The 17,440-nt window shown below is 73.3% G+C and carries 21 protein-coding genes; 12 read left to right on the top strand and 9 right to left on the bottom strand.

Going from position 1 to position 17,440, the window contains the following annotated elements; all coding sequences use genetic code 11:
* Positions 1 to 3: 3 nt before the first annotated feature.
* Genes JT362_RS10395 through JT362_RS10385 form a run of 3 tightly spaced genes read right to left on the bottom strand, consistent with a single transcriptional unit; the run spans position 4 to position 3,618 of the window.
* Positions 4 to 1,293, bottom strand: a complete 1,290-nt coding sequence (locus JT362_RS10395) for an ABC transporter substrate-binding protein (protein WP_260190877.1) — start codon at positions 1,291 to 1,293, stop codon at positions 4 to 6.
* Between the two features lie 47 nt (positions 1,294 to 1,340).
* On the bottom strand, positions 1,341 to 2,351 hold the full coding sequence (locus JT362_RS10390) for a LacI family DNA-binding transcriptional regulator (RefSeq protein WP_260190876.1): 1,011 nt from the start codon (positions 2,349 to 2,351) through the stop codon (positions 1,341 to 1,343).
* A 49-nt stretch (positions 2,352 to 2,400) separates the two neighbouring features.
* The gene (locus JT362_RS10385; RefSeq protein ID WP_260190875.1) at positions 2,401 to 3,618 is read right to left on the bottom strand and encodes a PucR family transcriptional regulator; all 1,218 of its coding nucleotides are present in this window, start codon (positions 3,616 to 3,618) and stop codon (positions 2,401 to 2,403) included.
* A 179-nt stretch (positions 3,619 to 3,797) separates the two neighbouring features.
* Between JT362_RS10385 and JT362_RS10380 the strand changes: the two genes are divergently transcribed.
* Genes JT362_RS10380 through JT362_RS10360 form a run of 5 tightly spaced genes read left to right on the top strand, consistent with a single transcriptional unit; the run spans position 3,798 to position 8,520 of the window.
* The gene (locus tag JT362_RS10380; RefSeq protein ID WP_260191046.1) at positions 3,798 to 4,544 is read left to right on the top strand and encodes an ABC transporter ATP-binding protein; all 747 of its coding nucleotides are present in this window, start codon (positions 3,798 to 3,800) and stop codon (positions 4,542 to 4,544) included.
* Positions 4,544 to 5,245, top strand: coding sequence for an ABC transporter ATP-binding protein (locus JT362_RS10375; protein WP_260190874.1), 702 nt, complete (start codon positions 4,544 to 4,546; stop codon positions 5,243 to 5,245). Before JT362_RS10380 ends, JT362_RS10375 begins: the two co-directional genes overlap by 1 nt.
* Before the next feature lie 15 nt (positions 5,246 to 5,260).
* Positions 5,261 to 6,139, top strand: coding sequence for a branched-chain amino acid ABC transporter permease (locus JT362_RS10370; protein ID WP_260190873.1), 879 nt, complete (start codon positions 5,261 to 5,263; stop codon positions 6,137 to 6,139).
* 1 nt (position 6,140) lies between these two features.
* Entirely contained in the window at positions 6,141 to 7,271 is a 1,131-nt protein-coding gene (locus JT362_RS10365) for a branched-chain amino acid ABC transporter permease (RefSeq protein ID WP_260190872.1), read from the top strand.
* Positions 7,201 to 8,520 carry an ABC transporter substrate-binding protein gene (locus tag JT362_RS10360; RefSeq protein ID WP_260190871.1) on the top strand — a complete coding sequence of 440 codons (1,320 nt, stop codon included), beginning with the start codon at positions 7,201 to 7,203 and terminating at the stop codon, positions 8,518 to 8,520. Before JT362_RS10365 ends, JT362_RS10360 begins: the two co-directional genes overlap by 71 nt.
* Before the next feature lie 3 nt (positions 8,521 to 8,523).
* Here JT362_RS10360 and JT362_RS10355 read toward each other — a convergent pair whose 3' ends face one another.
* Positions 8,524 to 9,348 (bottom strand): SGNH/GDSL hydrolase family protein, encoded by an 825-nt coding sequence (locus JT362_RS10355; RefSeq protein ID WP_260190870.1) that lies wholly within the window; start codon positions 9,346 to 9,348, stop codon positions 8,524 to 8,526.
* Positions 9,349 to 9,365: 17 nt separating this feature from the next.
* Here JT362_RS10355 and JT362_RS10350 point away from each other — a divergent pair, with 17 nt between their 5' ends.
* The 3 genes from JT362_RS10350 to JT362_RS10340 are packed head-to-tail and all read left to right on the top strand — an operon-like array spanning position 9,366 to position 11,919.
* Complete coding sequence (locus JT362_RS10350; protein WP_260190869.1) at positions 9,366 to 10,040, top strand: response regulator; 675 nt, start codon at positions 9,366 to 9,368, stop codon at positions 10,038 to 10,040.
* Positions 10,037 to 11,446, top strand: a complete 1,410-nt coding sequence (locus JT362_RS10345) for an ATP-binding protein (protein ID WP_260190868.1) — start codon at positions 10,037 to 10,039, stop codon at positions 11,444 to 11,446. The genes JT362_RS10350 and JT362_RS10345 overlap by 4 nt, the downstream gene beginning before the upstream one ends.
* Positions 11,443 to 11,919 carry a GerMN domain-containing protein gene (locus tag JT362_RS10340; protein ID WP_260190867.1) on the top strand — a complete coding sequence of 159 codons (477 nt, stop codon included), beginning with the start codon at positions 11,443 to 11,445 and terminating at the stop codon, positions 11,917 to 11,919. Before JT362_RS10345 ends, JT362_RS10340 begins: the two co-directional genes overlap by 4 nt.
* Here the strand turns inward: JT362_RS10340 and JT362_RS10335 are convergent, their stop codons facing one another.
* A complete protein-coding gene (locus JT362_RS10335; protein ID WP_260190866.1) occupies positions 11,920 to 13,104 on the bottom strand; it encodes an acyltransferase family protein in 1,185 nt (394 codons plus the stop codon).
* A 140-nt stretch (positions 13,105 to 13,244) separates the two neighbouring features.
* On the opposite strand from JT362_RS10335, the gene JT362_RS10330 reads away from it, so the two are divergent.
* Positions 13,245 to 13,574, top strand: coding sequence for a DUF8129 domain-containing protein (locus JT362_RS10330; protein ID WP_260190865.1), 330 nt, complete (start codon positions 13,245 to 13,247; stop codon positions 13,572 to 13,574).
* Positions 13,575 to 13,592: 18 nt separating this feature from the next.
* Here the strand turns inward: JT362_RS10330 and JT362_RS10325 are convergent, their stop codons facing one another.
* Entirely contained in the window at positions 13,593 to 13,718 is a 126-nt protein-coding gene (locus tag JT362_RS10325; RefSeq protein ID WP_260190864.1) for a hypothetical protein, read from the bottom strand.
* 69 nt (positions 13,719 to 13,787) lie between these two features.
* Between JT362_RS10325 and JT362_RS10320 the strand changes: the two genes are divergently transcribed.
* Positions 13,788 to 13,985 carry a DUF2795 domain-containing protein gene (locus JT362_RS10320; protein ID WP_260190863.1) on the top strand — a complete coding sequence of 66 codons (198 nt, stop codon included), beginning with the start codon at positions 13,788 to 13,790 and terminating at the stop codon, positions 13,983 to 13,985.
* Here the strand turns inward: JT362_RS10320 and JT362_RS10315 are convergent.
* Together JT362_RS10315 and JT362_RS35385 are read right to left on the bottom strand one after the other, a co-directional pair.
* Positions 13,975 to 14,931 carry a glycosyltransferase gene (locus tag JT362_RS10315; protein WP_260191045.1) on the bottom strand — a complete coding sequence of 319 codons (957 nt, stop codon included), beginning with the start codon at positions 14,929 to 14,931 and terminating at the stop codon, positions 13,975 to 13,977. The genes JT362_RS10320 and JT362_RS10315 overlap by 11 nt on opposite strands.
* A complete protein-coding gene (locus JT362_RS35385) occupies positions 14,928 to 15,743 on the bottom strand; it encodes a glycosyltransferase (RefSeq protein WP_311202684.1) in 816 nt (271 codons plus the stop codon). The genes JT362_RS10315 and JT362_RS35385 overlap by 4 nt, the downstream gene beginning before the upstream one ends.
* Before the next feature lie 75 nt (positions 15,744 to 15,818).
* Between JT362_RS35385 and JT362_RS10305 the strand changes: the two genes are divergently transcribed.
* Positions 15,819 to 16,742 (top strand): glycosyltransferase family 9 protein, encoded by a 924-nt coding sequence (locus JT362_RS10305; RefSeq protein ID WP_260190862.1) that lies wholly within the window; start codon positions 15,819 to 15,821, stop codon positions 16,740 to 16,742.
* Here JT362_RS10305 and JT362_RS10300 read toward each other — a convergent pair.
* On the bottom strand, positions 16,729 to 16,932 hold the full coding sequence (locus JT362_RS10300; RefSeq protein WP_375546478.1) for a Rossmann-fold NAD(P)-binding domain-containing protein: 204 nt from the start codon (positions 16,930 to 16,932) through the stop codon (positions 16,729 to 16,731). The two genes, JT362_RS10305 and JT362_RS10300, sit on opposite strands and share 14 nt — an antisense overlap.
* On the opposite strand from JT362_RS10300, the gene JT362_RS10295 reads away from it, so the two are divergent.
* Positions 16,837 to 17,436 (top strand): LysR substrate-binding domain-containing protein, encoded by a 600-nt coding sequence (locus JT362_RS10295; RefSeq protein WP_311202683.1) that lies wholly within the window; start codon positions 16,837 to 16,839, stop codon positions 17,434 to 17,436. The genes JT362_RS10300 and JT362_RS10295 overlap by 96 nt on opposite strands.
* Positions 17,437 to 17,440: the final 4 nt, after the last annotated feature.

The following is a 17,440-nucleotide window of genomic DNA, read 5'->3' as shown; positions in this document are numbered from 1 at the left end:
GGACTACCCGGCCAGGGCGCGCTTGGCGGCGGCGTCGAACGTGGCGAGCGCCTCGGACACCGGCGTGTTCTGCACGACGATCGACTGGTACAGGTTCTTGAACAGGGTGTCGGAGACCTCGCCGGACTTGCCGGTCGGCGCGAGGTCGAGGAGGAAGTCCTCGGCGAGCGGCAGGTTCTCGGCGAACGCCTTGATGTGCGGGTCGGAGGTGGCCTCCGGTGAGGTCGCCCAGGACTTGCGCGGCATCAGCATGCCGGCCTCCTCGGTCGCCGCCCGCTCGGTCTCCAGCGCGGTGATCCGCTTGAGGAAGTCCCAGGACAGCTCCGGTCGCTTCGCCTTGGCCGGCACGAACGCGCTCGCCCCGGCCGAACTGGTCACCTGGCTGGCGCCCCGCAGCGCGGGCGCGACCCCCAGCTCGAGGTCCGGGCTGGTCCCGGCGATCGGCATCAGGTCCCACGGCCCGGTGATGATCATGGCGGCGCGCCCGGCGGACAGCAGCTTCTGCGGGCCCGCGTAGTCGGTGCTGGGCACCGGGACCGGGGACACCTTGTGCCGGTGCACCAGGTCCGCCTGGAACCGGAACGCCTCCTCGGCGGCGGCCCGGTCGACCAGCAGCTGCCTGGTCTCCGGGTCGTAGAGGCGCACGTCGTTCTGCAGCAGCCACGGCCACGCGTAGGAGTAGTCCTGGTTCAGCGCCAGGCCGTGCACGTCGCCGCCGGTCAGCTCCTTCGCCGCGGCCAGCAGCTCGTCCCAGGTGGACGGCGGGGTGACGCCGGCGTCGTCGAGCATCCGCTTGTTGTAGACCAGGGTGGTGCAGGTGTAGTGCACCTGGATGCCGTAGACCTCGCCCTGGTAGGTGTTGCGCTCGACGGTCTTGGGCAGCCAGTCGTCCGGGAAGCCCATCTCGGCGCCGTCCTGGTCGACGAAGTCCCGCAACGAGCGGGCGTCGCCGGAGACGGCGAACTCGATCGCCCACACGTCCGGCGACTCGACCACGTCCGGCACGGTGCCGGAGGCGAAGTCGGCGAGGATCCGGGTGCGCAGGTCGGGCCACTGGTACTTCTGGAAGTTGACCGTGACGCCGTGCGCCTGCTCGAACTCGTCGATGACCTTCTCGTAGGCCTGGTAGCCGTGACCGGCGTTCCAGTACACGGTGAACGCGTCGCCGCCCGCCTCGGACTTCGGCGCGCCCGCGCCGCAGGAGCTGACCAGCGGGGTCGCCGCCGCGGCCGCCGCCGCCGTGCCGGCGAGCCGTAACGCGTGCCGGCGGGAGATCGGGTTGTCGAGTGCCATGACGGTCCCTCCGTTGGAACGTGTCTGGTGGTCGGCAGGCTCGGGGGTCAGGCCGAGCCGCGTCTGATGAACGACCAGGAGGTGGTGATCTCCCGGTCGAACGGCGTCTCGTCGGCGAGCACGCGGTCGAACAGCAGCCGCGCGACGTCGTGGAAGTCCATGGCCGGCGGGCCGACCGTGGTGAGCGGCGGGCGGGTGATCCGCCCCTCCTCGAGGTTCCCGACGCCGACTACGGCGACGTCCTCCGGGACGGCGAGGCCGGCGTCCCGGAGGGCGAGGATCGCGGTGATCGCGGCCCGGTCGGACGCCGCGAAGATCGCGTCCGGCCGGTCGGGCCGCGCGAGCAGGGCCTCGACCGCCCGGTACGCCCCGACCCGGTCGTCCGCGCCGGGAACCACGAGCTCCGGCCCCAGCCCGTGCCGGTCGAGCGCGTCGAGGTAGGCGTCCCGCCGTTCGGAGGGCTGGCGCCCGGTCAGCTCGTGCTCGTGCGCGAGGTAGGCGATGCGCCGGCGGCCGGTGGCGGCCAGGTGGTCGAACGCCTCGACGCACGCCGCCGCCTCCGAGGTGCGCACCACGTCGAAGCCGTCCGGGGCGACCGCGTTGCTCATCACCACCAGCGGCAGCCGGCTGCCGGTGAGCGCCCGCAGCTGCGCGTCGGCCAGCGGCACCGACGGCGCGACGACCGCCCCGTCCGCGACGTGCTGGCGCAGCAGGTCCACCGCCTTGTCCGCCCGGGCGGGCGAGTCGACGACGATCGTCATCACGCCGTACCCGGCCTCGTCCGCTGCGGCGGACAGGTCGCGGGCGAGCTGGTCGTAGGCCGGCACCCCGATCGACCCGACGACCAGGCACACCCGCTCGGTGCGGCGCAGGCGCAGGCTGCGCGCCGAGGAGCTGCGCACGTAGCCCAGCTCGTCGGCGGCGGCGAGCACCCGCCGCCTGGTCTCCTCCCCGACGCGCCCGTCCTTGCCGTTGAGCACGTAGGAGACCGTCGCGACCGACACGCCGGCGAGCGCGGCGACCTCACGGGTCGTCGGCCTCCGGTGCGATGCGGTCATGTTAAACGTTTAACGTCGGCCCGGTGTCGTTGTCAAGGGCTCCCGGTATCTAGGCCCGGTCGGTGAAGTTCCGGCCGGTGGCCAGTAGGCCGAGCGACAGCTCCAGCTTGTCCTGCGGGTGCGACAGGCTCCGGCCGGTCAGCGACTCGATCTGCTTCATCCGGTAGATGACCGTGTTGCGGTGGCAGTACAGGGCGGCCGCCGCGTGGGTCGGCGACCCGTCGTGCGCCAGCAGCGCGGACAGCGTCTCCAGCAGCGTTCGCGACAGCGGCGCCGGCTGGGCCAGCAGCGGGCCGACGGTCTCGGCGACCAGCACCGGGACAACCTCCGGGCTGCCCGCCAGCAGCACCTCCGGCAGCCGGTCGGTCAGCGGCACCACCCGCTGGGTGCCGCGCGGCAGCGACTCCGCGGTCCGGGACGCCAGCCGGTACGCGGTGGCGAACCCGGCCAGCCCGTCACCGGACGGCGCGAGGCCGACCCGGCCGGCGACACACGGCTCCAACGCGCGCACGAGCTGGCGCACCGACAGCGTCCCGGGTGGCACGAGACCGAAGACGTTGCCCTCGCGGACGTGCCAGTGCGAGCTGACCCCCACCCGCTCCAGCCGGTCCTCCGGCGCGCGCAGCGGCTCGTCCAGCGGGTCGGCGAACGGGGCGACCACGCACACCACCTGCTCGTCCGGGCCGATGCCGAGCGCCTCCCGCGCCTCGCGGGCGAACTCGGGGTCCGCTCCCCTGCCCTCCACGAGCCCGTCGAGGAAGTTCTGCTGGCGTTGGAGGTTCTGCCGCTGCAACCGGTTGGCCTCGCGCCGGTAGGCCTCGACCAGCACGGCGTTCTGCACGTCCAGCGCGGCCCACAGCTGCTGGCCGGCCAGCACCAGCACGTGCTCGTTGATCCGCTCCTTCTCGTCCCAGCCCTGCCGCAGCAGCGCCTCCCAGAGGGTCCGGGTGCCCTGGGTGTACGCGCTGAGCACCCGGTCCATCGGCACGCCCTGGCGGGCCCGCAGCCGGCCGGTCTCCCGCCACACGTCGGTGGCCCGGTGGTCGGTGCCGGCCAGCCTGGCCATCGCGCGGATGCCGCTGCGCACGTGCTCGCGGGTGCTGGCGCGCAGGTCGGCCTGTCGGTCCGGGCGCTGCTCGGACCAGTACGGGTCGCGCTCGAGCAGGGTGAGGGTGATGTCGTCGGCGATCGCGTCGGCCTGGTCGAGCAGCGACGCCCACGCCCGGGAGATCAGCTGCTCCATCGCGGGAGCGGGCGCCACGTCCATCGGCTCAGCGTGGCACCGAGCGCACAGAAGAACCAGACCACCGGCACGAATCCGGTCGATTCGCACGACCGATTTTGTGCGCCGCGCCTATGTCGCCGGTCGTGCTCCGCGCACCACAGTGGTGCCCACCACATCCCAGGGTAGGGAGCCGTGCGTTGGCAGCGGAGACGGGTTTCGAGATGTCCGGCGTGACGGTCACGTTCGGCGGCCTCGTGGCGCTGTCGGACGTCTCGCTGGCGGTCGGTCCGAACCAGGTGCTCGGCGTGATAGGGCCGAACGGGGCCGGCAAGACGACGCTGTTCAACGTCGCGTGCGGGTTCGTCCGGCCGGACGAGGGACGGCTGCGCTGGCGGGGCACCGAGCTGCGTGCCCTGCGGCCGCACCAGCTCGCCGGGCACGGGATCGCGCGCACGCTCCAGGATCTCGGCCTGTTCGACCGGATGACCGTGCTGGAGAACGTGCTGGTCGGCGCGACCCGGCACGCGCGCACCTCGTTCTGGTCCGGGCTGTTCGCCCTGCCCCGGCACGGCCGCGACGAACGCGCGCTGACAGAGCGGGCGATGGCGATGCTCGACGAGCTGGGCATCGCCGACGTGGCGCGGCGGCCCGTGGCGAGCCTGCCCTACCCGGTGCGCAAGCGGGTCGCGCTCGCCAGGGCGCTCGCCGGCGACCCGGACCTGCTGCTGCTCGACGAGCCGGCGAGCGGTCTGTCCAACGACGAGATGGCCGAGATCGGCGAGCTCATCGGACGGCTGACCGCGCGGATGTCGGTGATGCTGGTGGAGCACCACATGGACCTGGTGATGAGCGTCTGCCACGACATCGTGGTGCTCGACTTCGGCAAGGTCATCGCGCGCGGCGGACCGGACGAGATCCGCGAGCACCCGGCGGTGCTGGACGCCTACCTCGGCGAGGACGTGGGCTGATGCTGACCGTCGACGACCTGACCGCCAGCTACGGGCCGGTGACCGCGCTGGACGGGGTGAGCTTCGAGGCCCCGCGCGGCGAGATCACGGCGGTGCTCGGCGCGAACGGCGCCGGCAAGACGACGTTGCTGCGTACGGTCTCCGGGCTGATCCGGCCCACCCGGGGCACCGCGCGGCTCGGCGAGCACGACCTGACCTCGGTGCCGACCGAGCGGATGGCCGAGCTCGGGCTCGCGCACGTACCGGAGGGCCGGGGCGTGATCACCGAGCTGACCGTCGAGGAGAACCTGCGCCTCGGCGCGCTCGGCCGGGGACGGCGGGGCCCCGCGGACCTGGACCGCGCGTACGCGCTGTTCCCGATCCTCGCCGAGCGGCGCGGCCGGTCCGCGCACGTGCTCTCCGGCGGCGAGCGGCAGATGCTGGTGATCGCGCGAGCGCTGCTGGCCGCACCGTCGGTGCTGCTGCTCGACGAGCCGTCGCTCGGGCTGGCGCCGAGGATCGTGGCGCAGATCTTCGACCTGCTGCGCTCGCTCGTCGAGTCCGACGGGCTGACCGTGCTGCTCGTCGAGCAGAACGCGCGCAGCGCGCTGTCCATCGCCGACCGGGGCGTCGTGCTCAACCTGGGACGGGTGGTGGTGCGGGACACCGCGGCCGCGCTCGCCGGGGACGACGCGCTCCGCCACGCGTACCTCGGGTTCTAGCGAAAGGGGGTCGACGTGCAGCAGCTGATCACCACGGTCCTCACCGGACTGACCCTCGGCGCGGTGTACGCCGCGTTCGCGCTCGCCCTGGTGCTGATCTGGCGCGCGACCAGGATCGTGAACTTCGCGCAGGCGCCGATGGCGATGATCACCACCTACATCGCGCTGGTGCTGATCGACGCCGGGATGTCGTACTGGGTCGGCTTCGCGGCCGCGCTGGTCAGCGGGCTGGTGCTCGGTGCGCTCGTGGAGCGGTTCGTGATCCGGCACCTGACCGGGAAGTCGGAGATCAACGCGGTGATCCTGACGCTCGGGCTGTTCATCGTGATCCACGCGCTGGCCGCGCTGATCTTCGGTGCGCGGTACCGGTCGTTCCCGGCGCCGTTCGGGCTACGCGGCTTCCAGGTCGGCGACACCACGATCGCGCTGACCGGGTTCGGGGTGTTCACGATCCTGTCAGTGGTCGGCGTGATGGTGCTGCTGGTGCTGCTGTTCCGGGGCACCGACGTGGGCTTGCGGATGCGGGCGTCGGCGTTCAACCAGGAGATGGCGCGGCTGCTCGGTGTGCGGGTGGGCCGGATGCTGACGCTCGGCTGGGCGCTGGCGGCGGTGGTCGGATCGCTGTCCGGCCTGCTGATCGCCGGCGGCGGCCTGGTCCATCCGTCCTACATGGACGGTGTAGTGGTGTACGGGTTCGTGGCGGCCGTGCTTGGCGGGTTGGACAGCCCGCCGGGTGCGGTGGCCGGTGGGGTGATCCTGGGGCTGTCGCTGAGCCTGGTCAGCGGGTACGTCGGCTCGGAGCTGGTGCCGCTGGCGTCGCTGGTGATCCTGATGGCGGTGCTGCTGGTCCGTCCGGGCGGGTTGTTCGCCCAGGTCCGCGAGCGGAGGGTGTGACATGGACCGGTTGCTCGGGAGGTCGACACTGCGCCGGCACCTCACGCTCGCCGTGCTGGGAATGCTGGTCGTCGTGGTCGTGCTGGAGAGCACCGGCCCGTTCCGCAACGCGCAGTTCGCGTCGATGGCCTACTACGGCATCGCCGGCGCCGGCCTGACCATCCTGATCGGACTCAACGGGCAGATCTCGCTCGGCCACGGCGCGTTCATGGCCATCGGCGCCTACACCGCCGCGCTGATGCTCCAGGGTGGCGACCCGCTGCCGCTGCCGGTGATCCTGCTGGCGGCCGCACTCGTGACGCTCGTCGCCGGTGCGGTGGTCGGGGTCGCCGCCGCCCGGCTGCACGGCCCGTACCTGGCCGGCGCGACGCTGGCGCTGGCCGTGGCGGTCCCCGGAATCCCGGTGTACTTCAGCGGGACGCTCGGTGGCGAGCAGGGCCTGAACGTGCGGGTGCCGGACATCCCGCCGTGGTTCGCCGACGCGGTCTTCTTCGTCACCGGCCAGGACATGAGCCGCAGCCGGTATCTCGGCTACCTCGGCTGGTTCTGCCTGGTGGTGACGTTCGTGCTGCTGGCGAACCTGGCGCGCGGCCGGGTCGGCCGGACGTGGCGGGCGGTGCGGGACAACGAGGTCGCCGCCGAACTGGCCGGCATCGACCTCGGCCGCGCACGGGTGCTCGCGTTCGTGGTCAGCGCGACGTGTGCCGGCCTCGCCGGCGGGCTGCTGGCGCTGTCGGCCAGGATCGCCGCGCCAAGCGGGTTCACCCTGACCCTGTCGTTGTTGCTGCTGTCCGCGATCGTCCTCGGTGGGTTGGGCACGCTGACCGGCGCGCTCATCGGCGCGGCGATGCTGACGTTCGTGCCGCAGCTGGTCACCGGCCTCGGGCAGGACCTGGGGCTGACCGACGTGCGCGCCGCCGAGCTGGCGCCGCTGACCTACGGCCTGGTCACGATGCTCGTGGTGCTGTTCGCGCCGGCCGGGATCGTCGGCGGGATCCGCGCCGCCGCCGCCCGCCGCCGCGCCGTCAAGACGTCGGGAACTTCCAAGGAGGCGAGGAAAGATGAAGCGATGGACGAGATTCGCGGCGTTACTGGCGACCGGCACCCTGGTGGTGGCGTGCGGCGCGGGTGAGGAACGCGAGGAGGCGCCGGCGGAGGGCTCGACGGTCGGCGTCACCGACGACAGCGTCACCATCGGCGCGCACTTCCCGCTGACCGGCGTCGCCGCGCCCGGGTACAGCGAGATCCCCAGCGGGCACCAGGCGTACTACGACTTCGTGAACGCGAACGGCGGTGTGCACGGCCGGCAGATCGAGTTCATCGTGCGCGACGACGCGTACAACCCGACCAACACCAGCCAGGTCACCAACGAACTGGTGCTCAGCGACGAGATCTTCGCCATGGTCGCCGGCCTGGGCACGGCGACGCACAGCGCCGTGGTCGACTTCCTCAACGGCGAGGAGGTGCCGGACCTGTTCGTCTCGTCGGGCTCGCTGCAGTGGGGCGACGCGCCGGCGGACCGGCCGTACACGTTCGGCTGGCAGACGGACTACGAGAGCGAAGGCAAGATCATCGGCCAGTGGGTCGCGGAGAACATGCCGGACGCGAAGGTCGGCCTGTTCCTCCAGGACGACGACTTCGGCCGGGACGGGGAGAAGGGCGCGCGCCAGTTCATCGAGGACCAGATCGTCGAGGTGCAGCGCTACCAGTCCGGCAACACGGACGTGGCCCCGCAGATCGCCGCGCTGCAGGCGGCCGGCGCGGACGTGATCCTCGGGTTCAACGTGCCGTCCTACACCGCCCTGAGCCAGCTGACGGCGCTGCGCCTGAACTACAAGCCGACGTGGTTCTACAGCAACGTCGGGTCCGACCCGGCGCTGGTCGGCTCGCTGTTGGCGCGGTTCTCCGAGGGCGCCGTGACCGACGGCTCCCGGCTGCTGGACGGCGTGCTGACCACCGAGTACATCCCCGGTGTCGACGCCCCGGACAACCCGTGGATGAAGCTGTGGCAACGCGTGTGGGACGAACACGGCGGCGAGGGCGAGCTGACGAACTACCGGGTGTACGGGATGTCGCAGGCGTACACGTTCGTGCAGGCGCTCCAGGCCGCGGGCCAGGACCTGACCCGCGAGGGCATCGTGGCCGCGATCGAGGAGCACGGCGGCGGGTTCGAGGGCCCGGCGCTGGCCCCGTTCCGCTTCTCCGCGGACAGCCATATGGGCATCTCCGGCATGCAGGTGGTCCGGCTCCAGGGCGGCGTCGGTGAGGAGCTCACCCCGGTCCTGGTCACCGACATCGGCGACGCCCCGATCGAGGAGGACGACTCGGCGGCCGAGGACGCGCCGCCGGACAGCGGCATCCCCGACCAGCCGGCCGGCTGACGGTCAGCAGCCCCGGAACAGCTCGTCGGCGGACCAGCCGGTGTTGGCCCAGGTCTCCGGATCCGCGGGGGTGAAGCCGCCCGGGTGCTCCGCCAGCTCGGTGAGCAGCCAGTTGGCGAAGCGGGCGGCGCCCTGCGGGCAGGTGTGGATGCCGTCGGTGCTGCGGTCGGGCTTGCCGTCCCTGGTCCGCTCGTAGGTCTCGCCCCACACGGCGGTGGCGTCGAGGAAGGTGGCCCCGCCCGAGGACGCGACGGCTCGGGCGACGTCGGGGGCGCGGGTCAGGTCGGGCATGTGCGGCTCGTAGAAGTCGTCGGGCCTGATCGGGGGTGAGGTGACGAAGACCAGCTCGGCGCCGGCGTCGGTGACGGTGGTCAGGAGCTTGTCGTAGGCCGCCCGCTGCTCCTGGCGGGTGCCCCAGTCGTAGGTGGTGAGCTGGTAGACGACGACCGTCGGGTCGGCGGAGGCGATCTGCTCGGGCAGTTCCTTCCAGTTCTCCTCGGCGTTCGGGCCGACGATGTTGCCGCCGCCGGTGGCGGCGACGGACTGGAACGCGACGCCACTGGCCTCGAACGCGGCGGCCAGCGGCAGCGCCTCACCGGCCGCGACGGAGTCGCCCAGGAGGAGGATCCTGGGTGACTCCGTGGCGGGTTGGTCGGGTTCGGCGGCCGGCTGCGTGGAGCAGGCGGCGGTGAGCAGGAGCAGGCCGACGACGAGAGATGCGGTCTTGGTCATGCCGACGACGGTGCCGGCGCGGTGTCCCGGCCCCACCGCCGCCGTGTCGCGGTTGTGTCGCAGGGGGACCGCCGCGGCGCGGAACCCGCCGGGCATTGTCCATACTCGACCGGGTGGCGGCGATACTGCTCATCGAGGACGATCCCCTGGTCCGGCGCGGGCTCCAGCTCGCACTGCGCGGGCACGGCCACGACGTGCGCACGGCGGACACCGGCGAGGACGGGCTGCGCGAGCTGCGCGCGTCCGGGCCGGACCTGGTGGTGCTCGACCTGATGCTGCCGGGAATCGACGGGTTCGAGGTGTGCCGCCGCGTCCGGGAGTCCTCGGCGGTGCCGGTGATCATGCTGACCGCACGCGGCGACGACTTCGACGTCGTCGGCGGGCTGGAGGCGGGCGCGGACGACTACGTGGTCAAGCCGGTGCAGCCCACGGTGCTGGACGCGCGGATCCGGGCGGTGCTGCGCCGGGGCACCGGCTCCGCCGACGGTGTGCGGGTGCATCGCGACCTGCGGATCGACACCACGGCGTTGACCGTGACCTCCCGCGGCGAGCCGGTGTCGCTGACGGCGACCGAGCTACGGCTGCTGCTGACCCTCTCTCGCGCGCCCGGCCGGGTGTTCAGCCGTCAGCAGTTGCTCGAGGAGGTGTGGGAGCACGACTACCTCGGCGACTCCCGGCTGGTCGACAACTGCGTGCAGCGGCTGCGGGCGAAGATCGAGACCAACCCGGCGACCCCGGAGTACGTGCAGACCGTGCGCGGGTTCGGCTACCGGTTCGGGCCGTTGTGACCTGGCGGCCGCGTGGGCTGCGCGCCCGGCTGCTGGTCGCCTTCGTGCTGGTGACCGTGCTCGGCGCGGCCGCGGCGGCCTGGTCAAGCGCCGGGTCGGCGAGCCGGGCGTTGGTCGACTCCACCCAGCGGCGGCTCACCGAGACCGTCGCCGACCAGGTCGCGGCGGTCGCCCCGCAGCTGACCTACCCGCCCGACCAGGCCGCGCTCGACCGGCTGCGCGCGGCCGCCGGGCCGAACACGCTGGTGACCTACCGGGACCTGCGGTCGGTGGACGGCGCGGACACCGGCCTGGTCACCGAGGAGCTACGCGGCGCCGTGCGCGACCGGGGGCGGCTGGTCACCCAGCGGATCGTCACCGAGGACGACACGCCGTGGCTGCTGGTCGGCACGCCCGTCGTGGCCACCTCGCCGGACGGGGCGCGCACGCCGTCCGGGATCGAGGTGTACGCGGTGCGCGACCTCAGCGAGGTCGAGGAGCGGATCGACGGGCTCACCGAATCGGCGATCGGCACCGCCGCGCTGGCGCTGCCGCTGGCGGTGCTGCTGGCGCTGCTGGCCGCGCGCGGCGTGCTGCGGCCGGTGCGCGATCTCCGCGACACCGCGCGCCGGCTCACCGCGGGTGACCTCGGGGCGCGGTCCGAGCCGCAGGGCGCCGACGAGTTGGCCGAGCTGACCGTCACCGTCAACGAGATGGCCGCGTCGCTCCAGGCGTCGATGGCGACGATGAGCCGGATGCAGGCCGACGCGAGGAGGTTCGCCGCCGACGTCTCGCACGAGCTGCGCACACCGCTGGCCACGCTGACCGCGGTGATGGAGGTGCTGGAGACGGCGGCGGACGGAATGGACGCCGACGCGAACGAGTCCGCGCGGCTGGCGATCACCGAGACCCGCCGGCTGGTCCGGCTCGTCGAGGACCTGATGGAGGTGTCCCGGTTCGACGCGGGCACCGCGCGGCCGAGGGTGGAGGACGTCGACGTGGCCGCCGCGGTACGGGACTGCCTGCGCGCCAGGGGCTGGCTGGACCGGGTCGAGCTGGCGGCCCCGGCGGGGATCGTGGCGCTGGCGGACCGGCGCCGGCTGGACGTCATCGTGGCGAACCTGGTCGGCAACGCGTTGCGGCACGGTGGGCCGCCGGTGCGCGTGCGGGTCCTGGCCGACCGGGAACAGGTGTGGGTCGAGGTCACCGACGGCGGGCCGGGGCTGCCCGAGGAGGTGTTGCCGCACGTGTTCGACCGGTTCTACAAGGCAGACGCCGCCCGCACCCGCACCCCGGGCAGCGGGCTCGGGCTGGCGATCGCGCTGGAGAACGCGCGCCTGCACGGCGGCGACCTCACCGCGGGCAACGCCGAGGGCGGCGGCGCACGGTTCGTGCTCCGGCTGCCTCGACACGGGGAGGACGCGTGAGGCGGATCTGGTTGGCGGTGGTCCTGGTGCTGCTCGCGGGCTGCGGGGTACAGCCGTCCGGGCTGGCCGACGCCGGTGACGCCCCGACCGGCGTGGCGCCCGGGGTGACGCTGTACTTCGTCGACCCGGACGGCCGGCTCGTGCCGCAGCTGCGGCCAACCGACCGCCTCGGCACGGTCACCGAGGCGACGTCGCTGCTGCTGACCGGGGTGGGAAGCGACTCGGAGCTGCACTCGGAGATCGCCGCCGGCGCGCCGCCGCGGGTCGTGGTGACCACCGAGCCGGGCGTGATCCACCTGATGGTGCCGTTGACGATCCACGACGTGACGCCGCTGGGCATCGACCAGCTCGTGTGCACGGCGCTGGGTGCCCACGTGCAGGGTGGCGGATCACGGAGCACGCGGGTGCGGATCGACTTCGTCCAGCCGACCCGGGAGTCGGACGTGCGGCGGACGTGCCCGCTGATCCGGTGATCACCCGAGGTCGGTGACCTCGATGGTGGGCGGGGCCGGCGCGGGCAGCACCAGCCACAGCACCGCCAGCACGACCATGACCGCGGCGAAAGCGAACGTTCCGCTCCGGCCCCTCGCCCACGTCGCGCGGAACCGGATCGGGTCCTCGACCAGGTACTTCGACAGCGCGGCCAGGCCCACCGACACCCCGCACGCCACCGCCGTCCCGGGCCAGCCGTCCGGCGCGAGCAGCACCAGGACCGGCCAGTGCCACAGGTACAGGCTGTAGGAGACCAGGCCCAGCCACCGCAGCGGCCGCCACGCGAGAGCGGTGGCAACCCTGGTCCTGGGCGCGCGCACGCACAGCCAGATCAGCAGGGCGGACGCCAGCGAGTGCGCGAACAGTCCGCCGGTGAACAGCCACGGCGAGTCCACCCCGTCGACGAGCAGCCACGACACCCCGAGCCCAGTCGCCAGCACGGCCAGCACACCACCGGCCCATCGGCCGACCGCGTACACCGGCAGGGTGGCGACCAGGGCGCCGAGCAGCAGCGAGAACGCCCGGGTGTCGGTGCCGGTGTAGACCCGCGTCGGATCCGCCGAGACGAGCACGACCATCGACACCAGCGACAGGACCGAGCCGACTCCGGCCACCCCCGCGACCCACGACCGGCCGCGGGGCGCGACGACCAGCAGGAGCGCCGGCCACACCAGGTAGAACTGCTCCTCGACCGCGACGCTCCACAGGTGCTCGAACACCCGGCTCGCCCCGAAACTGTCCCAGTAGCTCGCCGACTCGGCGAGCAGGTGCCAGTTGACCAGGTTCAGCTGCACCCAAGGCCCGTCGGAGAGCGTCGTTCGCACCAGGTCGGGCGGCCCGACCGCCCAGACCAGCACCGTGACCGCGGCGAGCACGGTGGCCAGCGCGGGCAGCAGCCGGCGGACCCGCCTGCCCCAGAAGGCGACCAGCGACACGGTTCCGGTCGCGTGGACCTCACGCAGCAGCAGGTCGGTGATCAGGTACCCGGACAGGGCGAAGAACAGGTCGACGCCGAGGAAGCCACCGGACAGGTGACCGGAGTGGAACACCAGCACCCCGATGATCGCGACGCCGCGCAACCCGTCCAGCGCGGGCACGTGCGTCCTGGGCCCGGTGGTGTGTCCGGCGGTCGGTTCGGTGGTTCCGGTCGGCTGTGCTCGGGTCATGCCGCCGAGAGTGCTCGGCGCGTGTCCGGGTGCCGTCCGCACCAGGTCGCGGTCGTGTCGCGGTCGTGTCGGGGCCTGCCGTTTGCGCCGGTTCCCGACGGGTAGCCCGCCGGTTTCGCCGAACATCAGGAGGAACATCCATGGCACACGATCTGCCGCTGCCGGACTACGACCAACTCACGCTCGGCGACCTGCGGCACCGCATCCGCTCGGTCGGCGAGGAACAGCTCCGCGCCCTGATCGACCACGAGCGTGCGCACGGCAACCGGACCCCGGTGCTGGAGCTGCTCACAGCCCGCCTTGACGAGCTCGAACACGGCGCGGAACCGGCACCGGGAGACCCGCGGCAGGCGCCGGAGGTCACCGGCACCCGGGGAGGCTCGCCGGTGCGGCCGTCGACCGCGGCCGAGCACACCACTCCGCTGCGGCACGGCGTGGAGGAGCAGACCCCCTCCCGCGGCCGGTCCTGACCGGCGAGCGGCTGACTGTCAGGTCTCCTCCTCGTCGTCGCGCTCCTGTTCCTCGCGGACCCGCTCCTCGGCCTCCTCGCCCTCGTCTCGGGAGCCCTCGGCGGGGTCCTCCGGGTGCTCGGTGCGTCCTGGGTTCTCGGTCATGGTCGCCGGGTGCCCGGTTCGGCGGCGCCCAACCGTTTTCGTTCTCGGGTTGGGTGGTACGCGCAAGACATGCAACCCACGCACACCCAGGCGCAGAAGATGGTCGCGGGGATCGGCTTCCCGGCGACCCGGGACGGGCTGGTCGACTACGCGCGCCGGCGCGGGGCCGACGAGGACCTGCTCGGGTGCCTGATGCTGATGCCGGAACGCGAGTACCGCGGGCCGAACGAGGTCGGTGCGGCGTTCGCGGCCACCATCAAGGAGTGACGTCGGCCAGCAGCCGGTCCCAGTCCGCGTGGAACCGGGCCAGGCCGTAGCGGCGCAGCGCGTACTCGCGGGCCTGCTTGCCCATCCGGGCGGCCAGCTCCGGCTCGGCGACCAGCTCGCGGAGGCCGTCGGCCAGGACGTCGATCCGGGTGGACAGGATCCCGGCCTCCGGGGGCACCGCCTCGACCGCTTCCGTCGACGCCAGGCACACCACGGGCATGCCGATCTGCATGGCCTCGATCAGCGACAACCCGAGCGACGTCCAGCGCAGCGGGTGCAGGTAGGCGCGGCGCCGGGCCAGCTCCGGGTGCAGGCGGTCGTGCTCGAGGTCGCCCATCAGGCCGAGGCGGTCGTCGGTCAGGCCCAGCTTCTCGGTCAGCCCGTCGAGGCCCATGCCGAACACGTCCACCGGCGCGACCTCGGCGAACCGAGGCAGCAGGTCGCTGCCGGTCACCCGCCAGCGGCGGACCGGCTCGTTGGTGACGAAGCCCGCGCGGGGCAGCTCACCGGTGTAGCGGGCGGACGGCTCGGTGATGCCGTGCTCGATCACCCGGGTCGGGGCGCGGCCGTTGTCCCACATCCACTCGTTGAAGTGGGTGACGTGCGCGATCGGCAGGTCGGTGCGGTCCGCCAGCGGGTGCTCGGTGTTGGGCACCGCGCCCTTCGGGGTGTTGTGCTCGACGAACACGGCCGGCACGTCGCGGCCGGGCCGCCGCCCGAGCCACTCCTCCGCGAGCTCCAGTTCCTCGGTGCGTTGCAGCACCACGACGTCCACGTCGGTGTCCCGCAGCCGGTCGGCCGGAACCTCCTCGGCCGGCCAGTCCCGGCCGCCCCGGCCGCCGCCCCACGGGCCACGTTCCGGGAGCGTGGGCAGCAGGTAGTGGTGCGGCCCGCGGACGAACGCGTCGGTCCAGGAGCCGTGTACGTGCCACAGCAGCACCCTCATGAAGCGAACTCTCCGATCACCTCGGTCACCTCCACCTGCCGGTCCGGCACGGTCGTCGGGGACTCCAGGTGGATCGCGCCGGTCGGCAGCACGCCCGCGCCGCCGTAGCGGGCCATCACCCGCCACTGCGCGCCGACGTCCTCGCCGGCGTGGTCCACCGGGAGGTCCGGCCAGAAGTCGAAACCGCCGCACTCGACGAGCTTCGCCCGGTCGTACAGCACGCAGCCGCCGACCCAGGCGACCTTGTACGCCCGCCACTCCCCCGGCGCCAGGTTCAGCCGGCGTTCCAGGTGGTACGGGTTCGCCGCGGAGTGCAGGGACACCCGGTCGTGGTCGCCCCGGGTCAGCCGCTCGGGCCGGACCGGGCCGAGCCACTCCTCGTACGGCTCCAGCTGCCACGGCCGCTCGTCGTCCACGTAGGACAGACCTTGGACGGCGGCGCCGACGAAACCGCAGCCCAATGTCCCGATCGCCGCGCGCATCCTGGCCAGCGCGGCCGGTTCGAGCCACACGTCGTCGTCGAGGAACAGCACGTACGCCGCCGTCGACTCCGACAGCAGGTACGCGCGGTGCTCGGCCAGGCCGAGGCGCGGGAGGTGCCGGACGAACCTGGTCTCCCGGCCACCCAGGGTCAGCACCCTGGCCAACGAGCGCGCGGGCGGGGTGTCGTAGGACGGCCCGTCGTCGGACTGGTCGCTCACCAGCACGCGGAACCGCTCGTGGGTCTGCGCGGCGAGCCCGGCCAGGGTGGTCGCGAGCTCGACCGGACGGTTCCTGGTGGGGATCACCACGTCGACATCGGGGTCGGTCATGGCCGTCGAATGCCCAGCGAGGAGAAGAACAAACGCCGGGGTGTACGGGTGGCGCCGCAGGGGTACCTACCGCCCGTGACAGGGGACGTACTCGTGCTGCGCGCACTCGGGATCGGTGACCTGCTCGTCGCGGTGCCGGCGCTGCGCGGGCTGCGTCGCGCGTTCCCGGACCGGCGGATCGCGCTGGCCGCGCCGGCCTGGCTCGCGGACCTGGTGCCGCTCACCGGCTCGGTCGGCCGGCTGGTTCCCACACCGCGGCTGGGCTCCCTGACCTGGTCGGACCCAGGGCCGTCGGTCGCGGTCAACCTGCACGGCGCCGGACCGGAGAGCACCGCCGACCTGGCCGCCACCGGCCCCGGGCGGCTGCTGGCGCACCGGCACGACGCGTTCCCCTGGCTGGACGGGCCGGAGTGGCACGAGGACACCCACGAGCGGGTGCGCTGGTGCCGGCTGCTGGAGTGGTACGGGATCCCGGCCGACCCGGCCGACCTCGCGCTGGAGCGACCCGCCGTGGCGAGTGTGGCACCGGGTGCGGTGGTCGTGCACCCGGGCGCGAGCGTGCCGCCGAGGCGATGGCCGGCGGACCGGTTCGCCGAGGTGGCCGCGAAGCTCGCCGCCGCGGGTCACCGGGTGGTGGTGACCGGCAGCGGCGAGGAGCGGGAGTTGGCGTCGGCGGTGGCGGCGGGCGCCGGACTGCCGGACGGCGCGGTGCTCGCCGGCCGGCTCGGGCTGGCCGAACTGGCGGCGCTGGTCGCCGACGCCGCGCTGGTGGTCAGCGGGGACACCGGCGCCGGACACCTGGCGACCGCCTACGGCACGCCGTCGGTGCTGCTGTTCGGGCCGACGCCGCCGGATCGGTGGGGGCCGCCCGACGGCCCGCACGCGGTGCTGTGGGCGGGGGTGCTGGGCGACCCGTTCGGCGACACCGTGCACGAGGGCCTGCTGGCGCTGACCCCGGCCGACGCGCTGGCCGCGGCCGGTCGGGTCACCAGGGGATGACGCCCTCGTCGTTGTGGAACGTGCCGGTCGGGCCGCCGCCGGGCAGCGTGGCGAGCCGGATCGCGGCGATCGCGCCGTCCTCGGGCGGGCGCCCGTGGAAGCCGGTGAAGTCGGTCGCGACCAGTCCCGGGCAGGCGGCGTTGATCAGGATGTTCGTGTCCGCGAGCTGCCTGGCGTACTGCACGCCCACGCCGCCGAACCCGACGCGGCCGAGGTCGAGGTGCGGTTGTGCGGGATGGGTGAGCAGGGCCAGTACCTGCGCGACGGCCGGGCCGACGCGGCGCTCACGCACCGGCCGTTCGACTCGCTCGCCGGCTTCGGCACCGAGGACCTGCTGACCGAGGAGCAGGTCGTCGTCCTGCCCGCCGGGCACCCGCTCGCCGCGCGCACCTCCCTGTCCCTGGCCGAGGTCAGCGACGTGCCGGGCCTGCCGATGGCGCGCTGGCCGAACCCCGACGGCAGCTATCCGCCCGGCCCCGGCCCCGAGATCCACGACCAGTCGCAGCTGGCGCAGACGATCGCCCTCGGACGTGCCCTGGCCGTCATCTGCGAGTCCGCCCGCGCCTGGCTGTGGTCCGGGCACGTCGCCGTCCCGCTGGTCGACGCGACCCAGGTCACGACCGTTCTCGCCTGGCCGCCGCACAGCCGCTCCCGCGCCCTCGCCGGGCTGGTCCGCACGGCCACGCGGTTGTGAGCGG

This window comes from Actinophytocola gossypii (assembly GCF_025165815.1).
GTDB classification, from domain to species: Bacteria; Actinomycetota; Actinomycetes; order Mycobacteriales; family Pseudonocardiaceae; genus Actinophytocola; species Actinophytocola gossypii.
Note: the sequence above shows the minus strand (reverse complement) of the source record. Positions and strands in the feature narration are given on the sequence as shown.

What these genes read in the sequence shown, in the direction of transcription:
- JT362_RS10375 (WP_260190874.1), top strand. Translation starts at nt 4,544, where the DNA reads ATGCTGACCGTCGACGACCTGACCGCCAGCTACGGGCCGGTGACCGCG.
- JT362_RS35385 (WP_311202684.1), bottom strand. Translation starts at nt 15,743, where the DNA reads ATGACCGACCCCGATGTCGACGTGGTGATCCCCACCAGGAACCGTCCG.
- JT362_RS10330 (WP_260190865.1), top strand. Translation starts at nt 13,245, where the DNA reads ATGGCACACGATCTGCCGCTGCCGGACTACGACCAACTCACGCTCGGC.
- JT362_RS10315 (WP_260191045.1), bottom strand. Translation starts at nt 14,931, where the DNA reads ATGAGGGTGCTGCTGTGGCACGTACACGGCTCCTGGACCGACGCGTTC.
- JT362_RS10385 (WP_260190875.1), bottom strand. Translation starts at nt 3,618, where the DNA reads ATGGACGTGGCGCCCGCTCCCGCGATGGAGCAGCTGATCTCCCGGGCG.
- JT362_RS10325 (WP_260190864.1), bottom strand. Translation starts at nt 13,718, where the DNA reads ATGACCGAGAACCCAGGACGCACCGAGCACCCGGAGGACCCCGCCGAG.
- JT362_RS10355 (WP_260190870.1), bottom strand. Translation starts at nt 9,348, where the DNA reads ATGCCCGGCGGGTTCCGCGCCGCGGCGGTCCCCCTGCGACACAACCGC.
- JT362_RS10395 (WP_260190877.1), bottom strand. Translation starts at nt 1,293, where the DNA reads ATGGCACTCGACAACCCGATCTCCCGCCGGCACGCGTTACGGCTCGCC.
- JT362_RS10380 (WP_260191046.1), top strand. Translation starts at nt 3,798, where the DNA reads ATGTCCGGCGTGACGGTCACGTTCGGCGGCCTCGTGGCGCTGTCGGAC.
- JT362_RS10335 (WP_260190866.1), bottom strand. Translation starts at nt 13,104, where the DNA reads ATGACCCGAGCACAGCCGACCGGAACCACCGAACCGACCGCCGGACAC.
- JT362_RS10365 (WP_260190872.1), top strand. Translation starts at nt 6,141, where the DNA reads ATGGACCGGTTGCTCGGGAGGTCGACACTGCGCCGGCACCTCACGCTC.
- JT362_RS10360 (WP_260190871.1), top strand. Translation starts at nt 7,201, where the DNA reads ATGAAGCGATGGACGAGATTCGCGGCGTTACTGGCGACCGGCACCCTG.
- JT362_RS10390 (WP_260190876.1), bottom strand. Translation starts at nt 2,351, where the DNA reads ATGACCGCATCGCACCGGAGGCCGACGACCCGTGAGGTCGCCGCGCTC.
- JT362_RS10320 (WP_260190863.1), top strand. Translation starts at nt 13,788, where the DNA reads ATGCAACCCACGCACACCCAGGCGCAGAAGATGGTCGCGGGGATCGGC.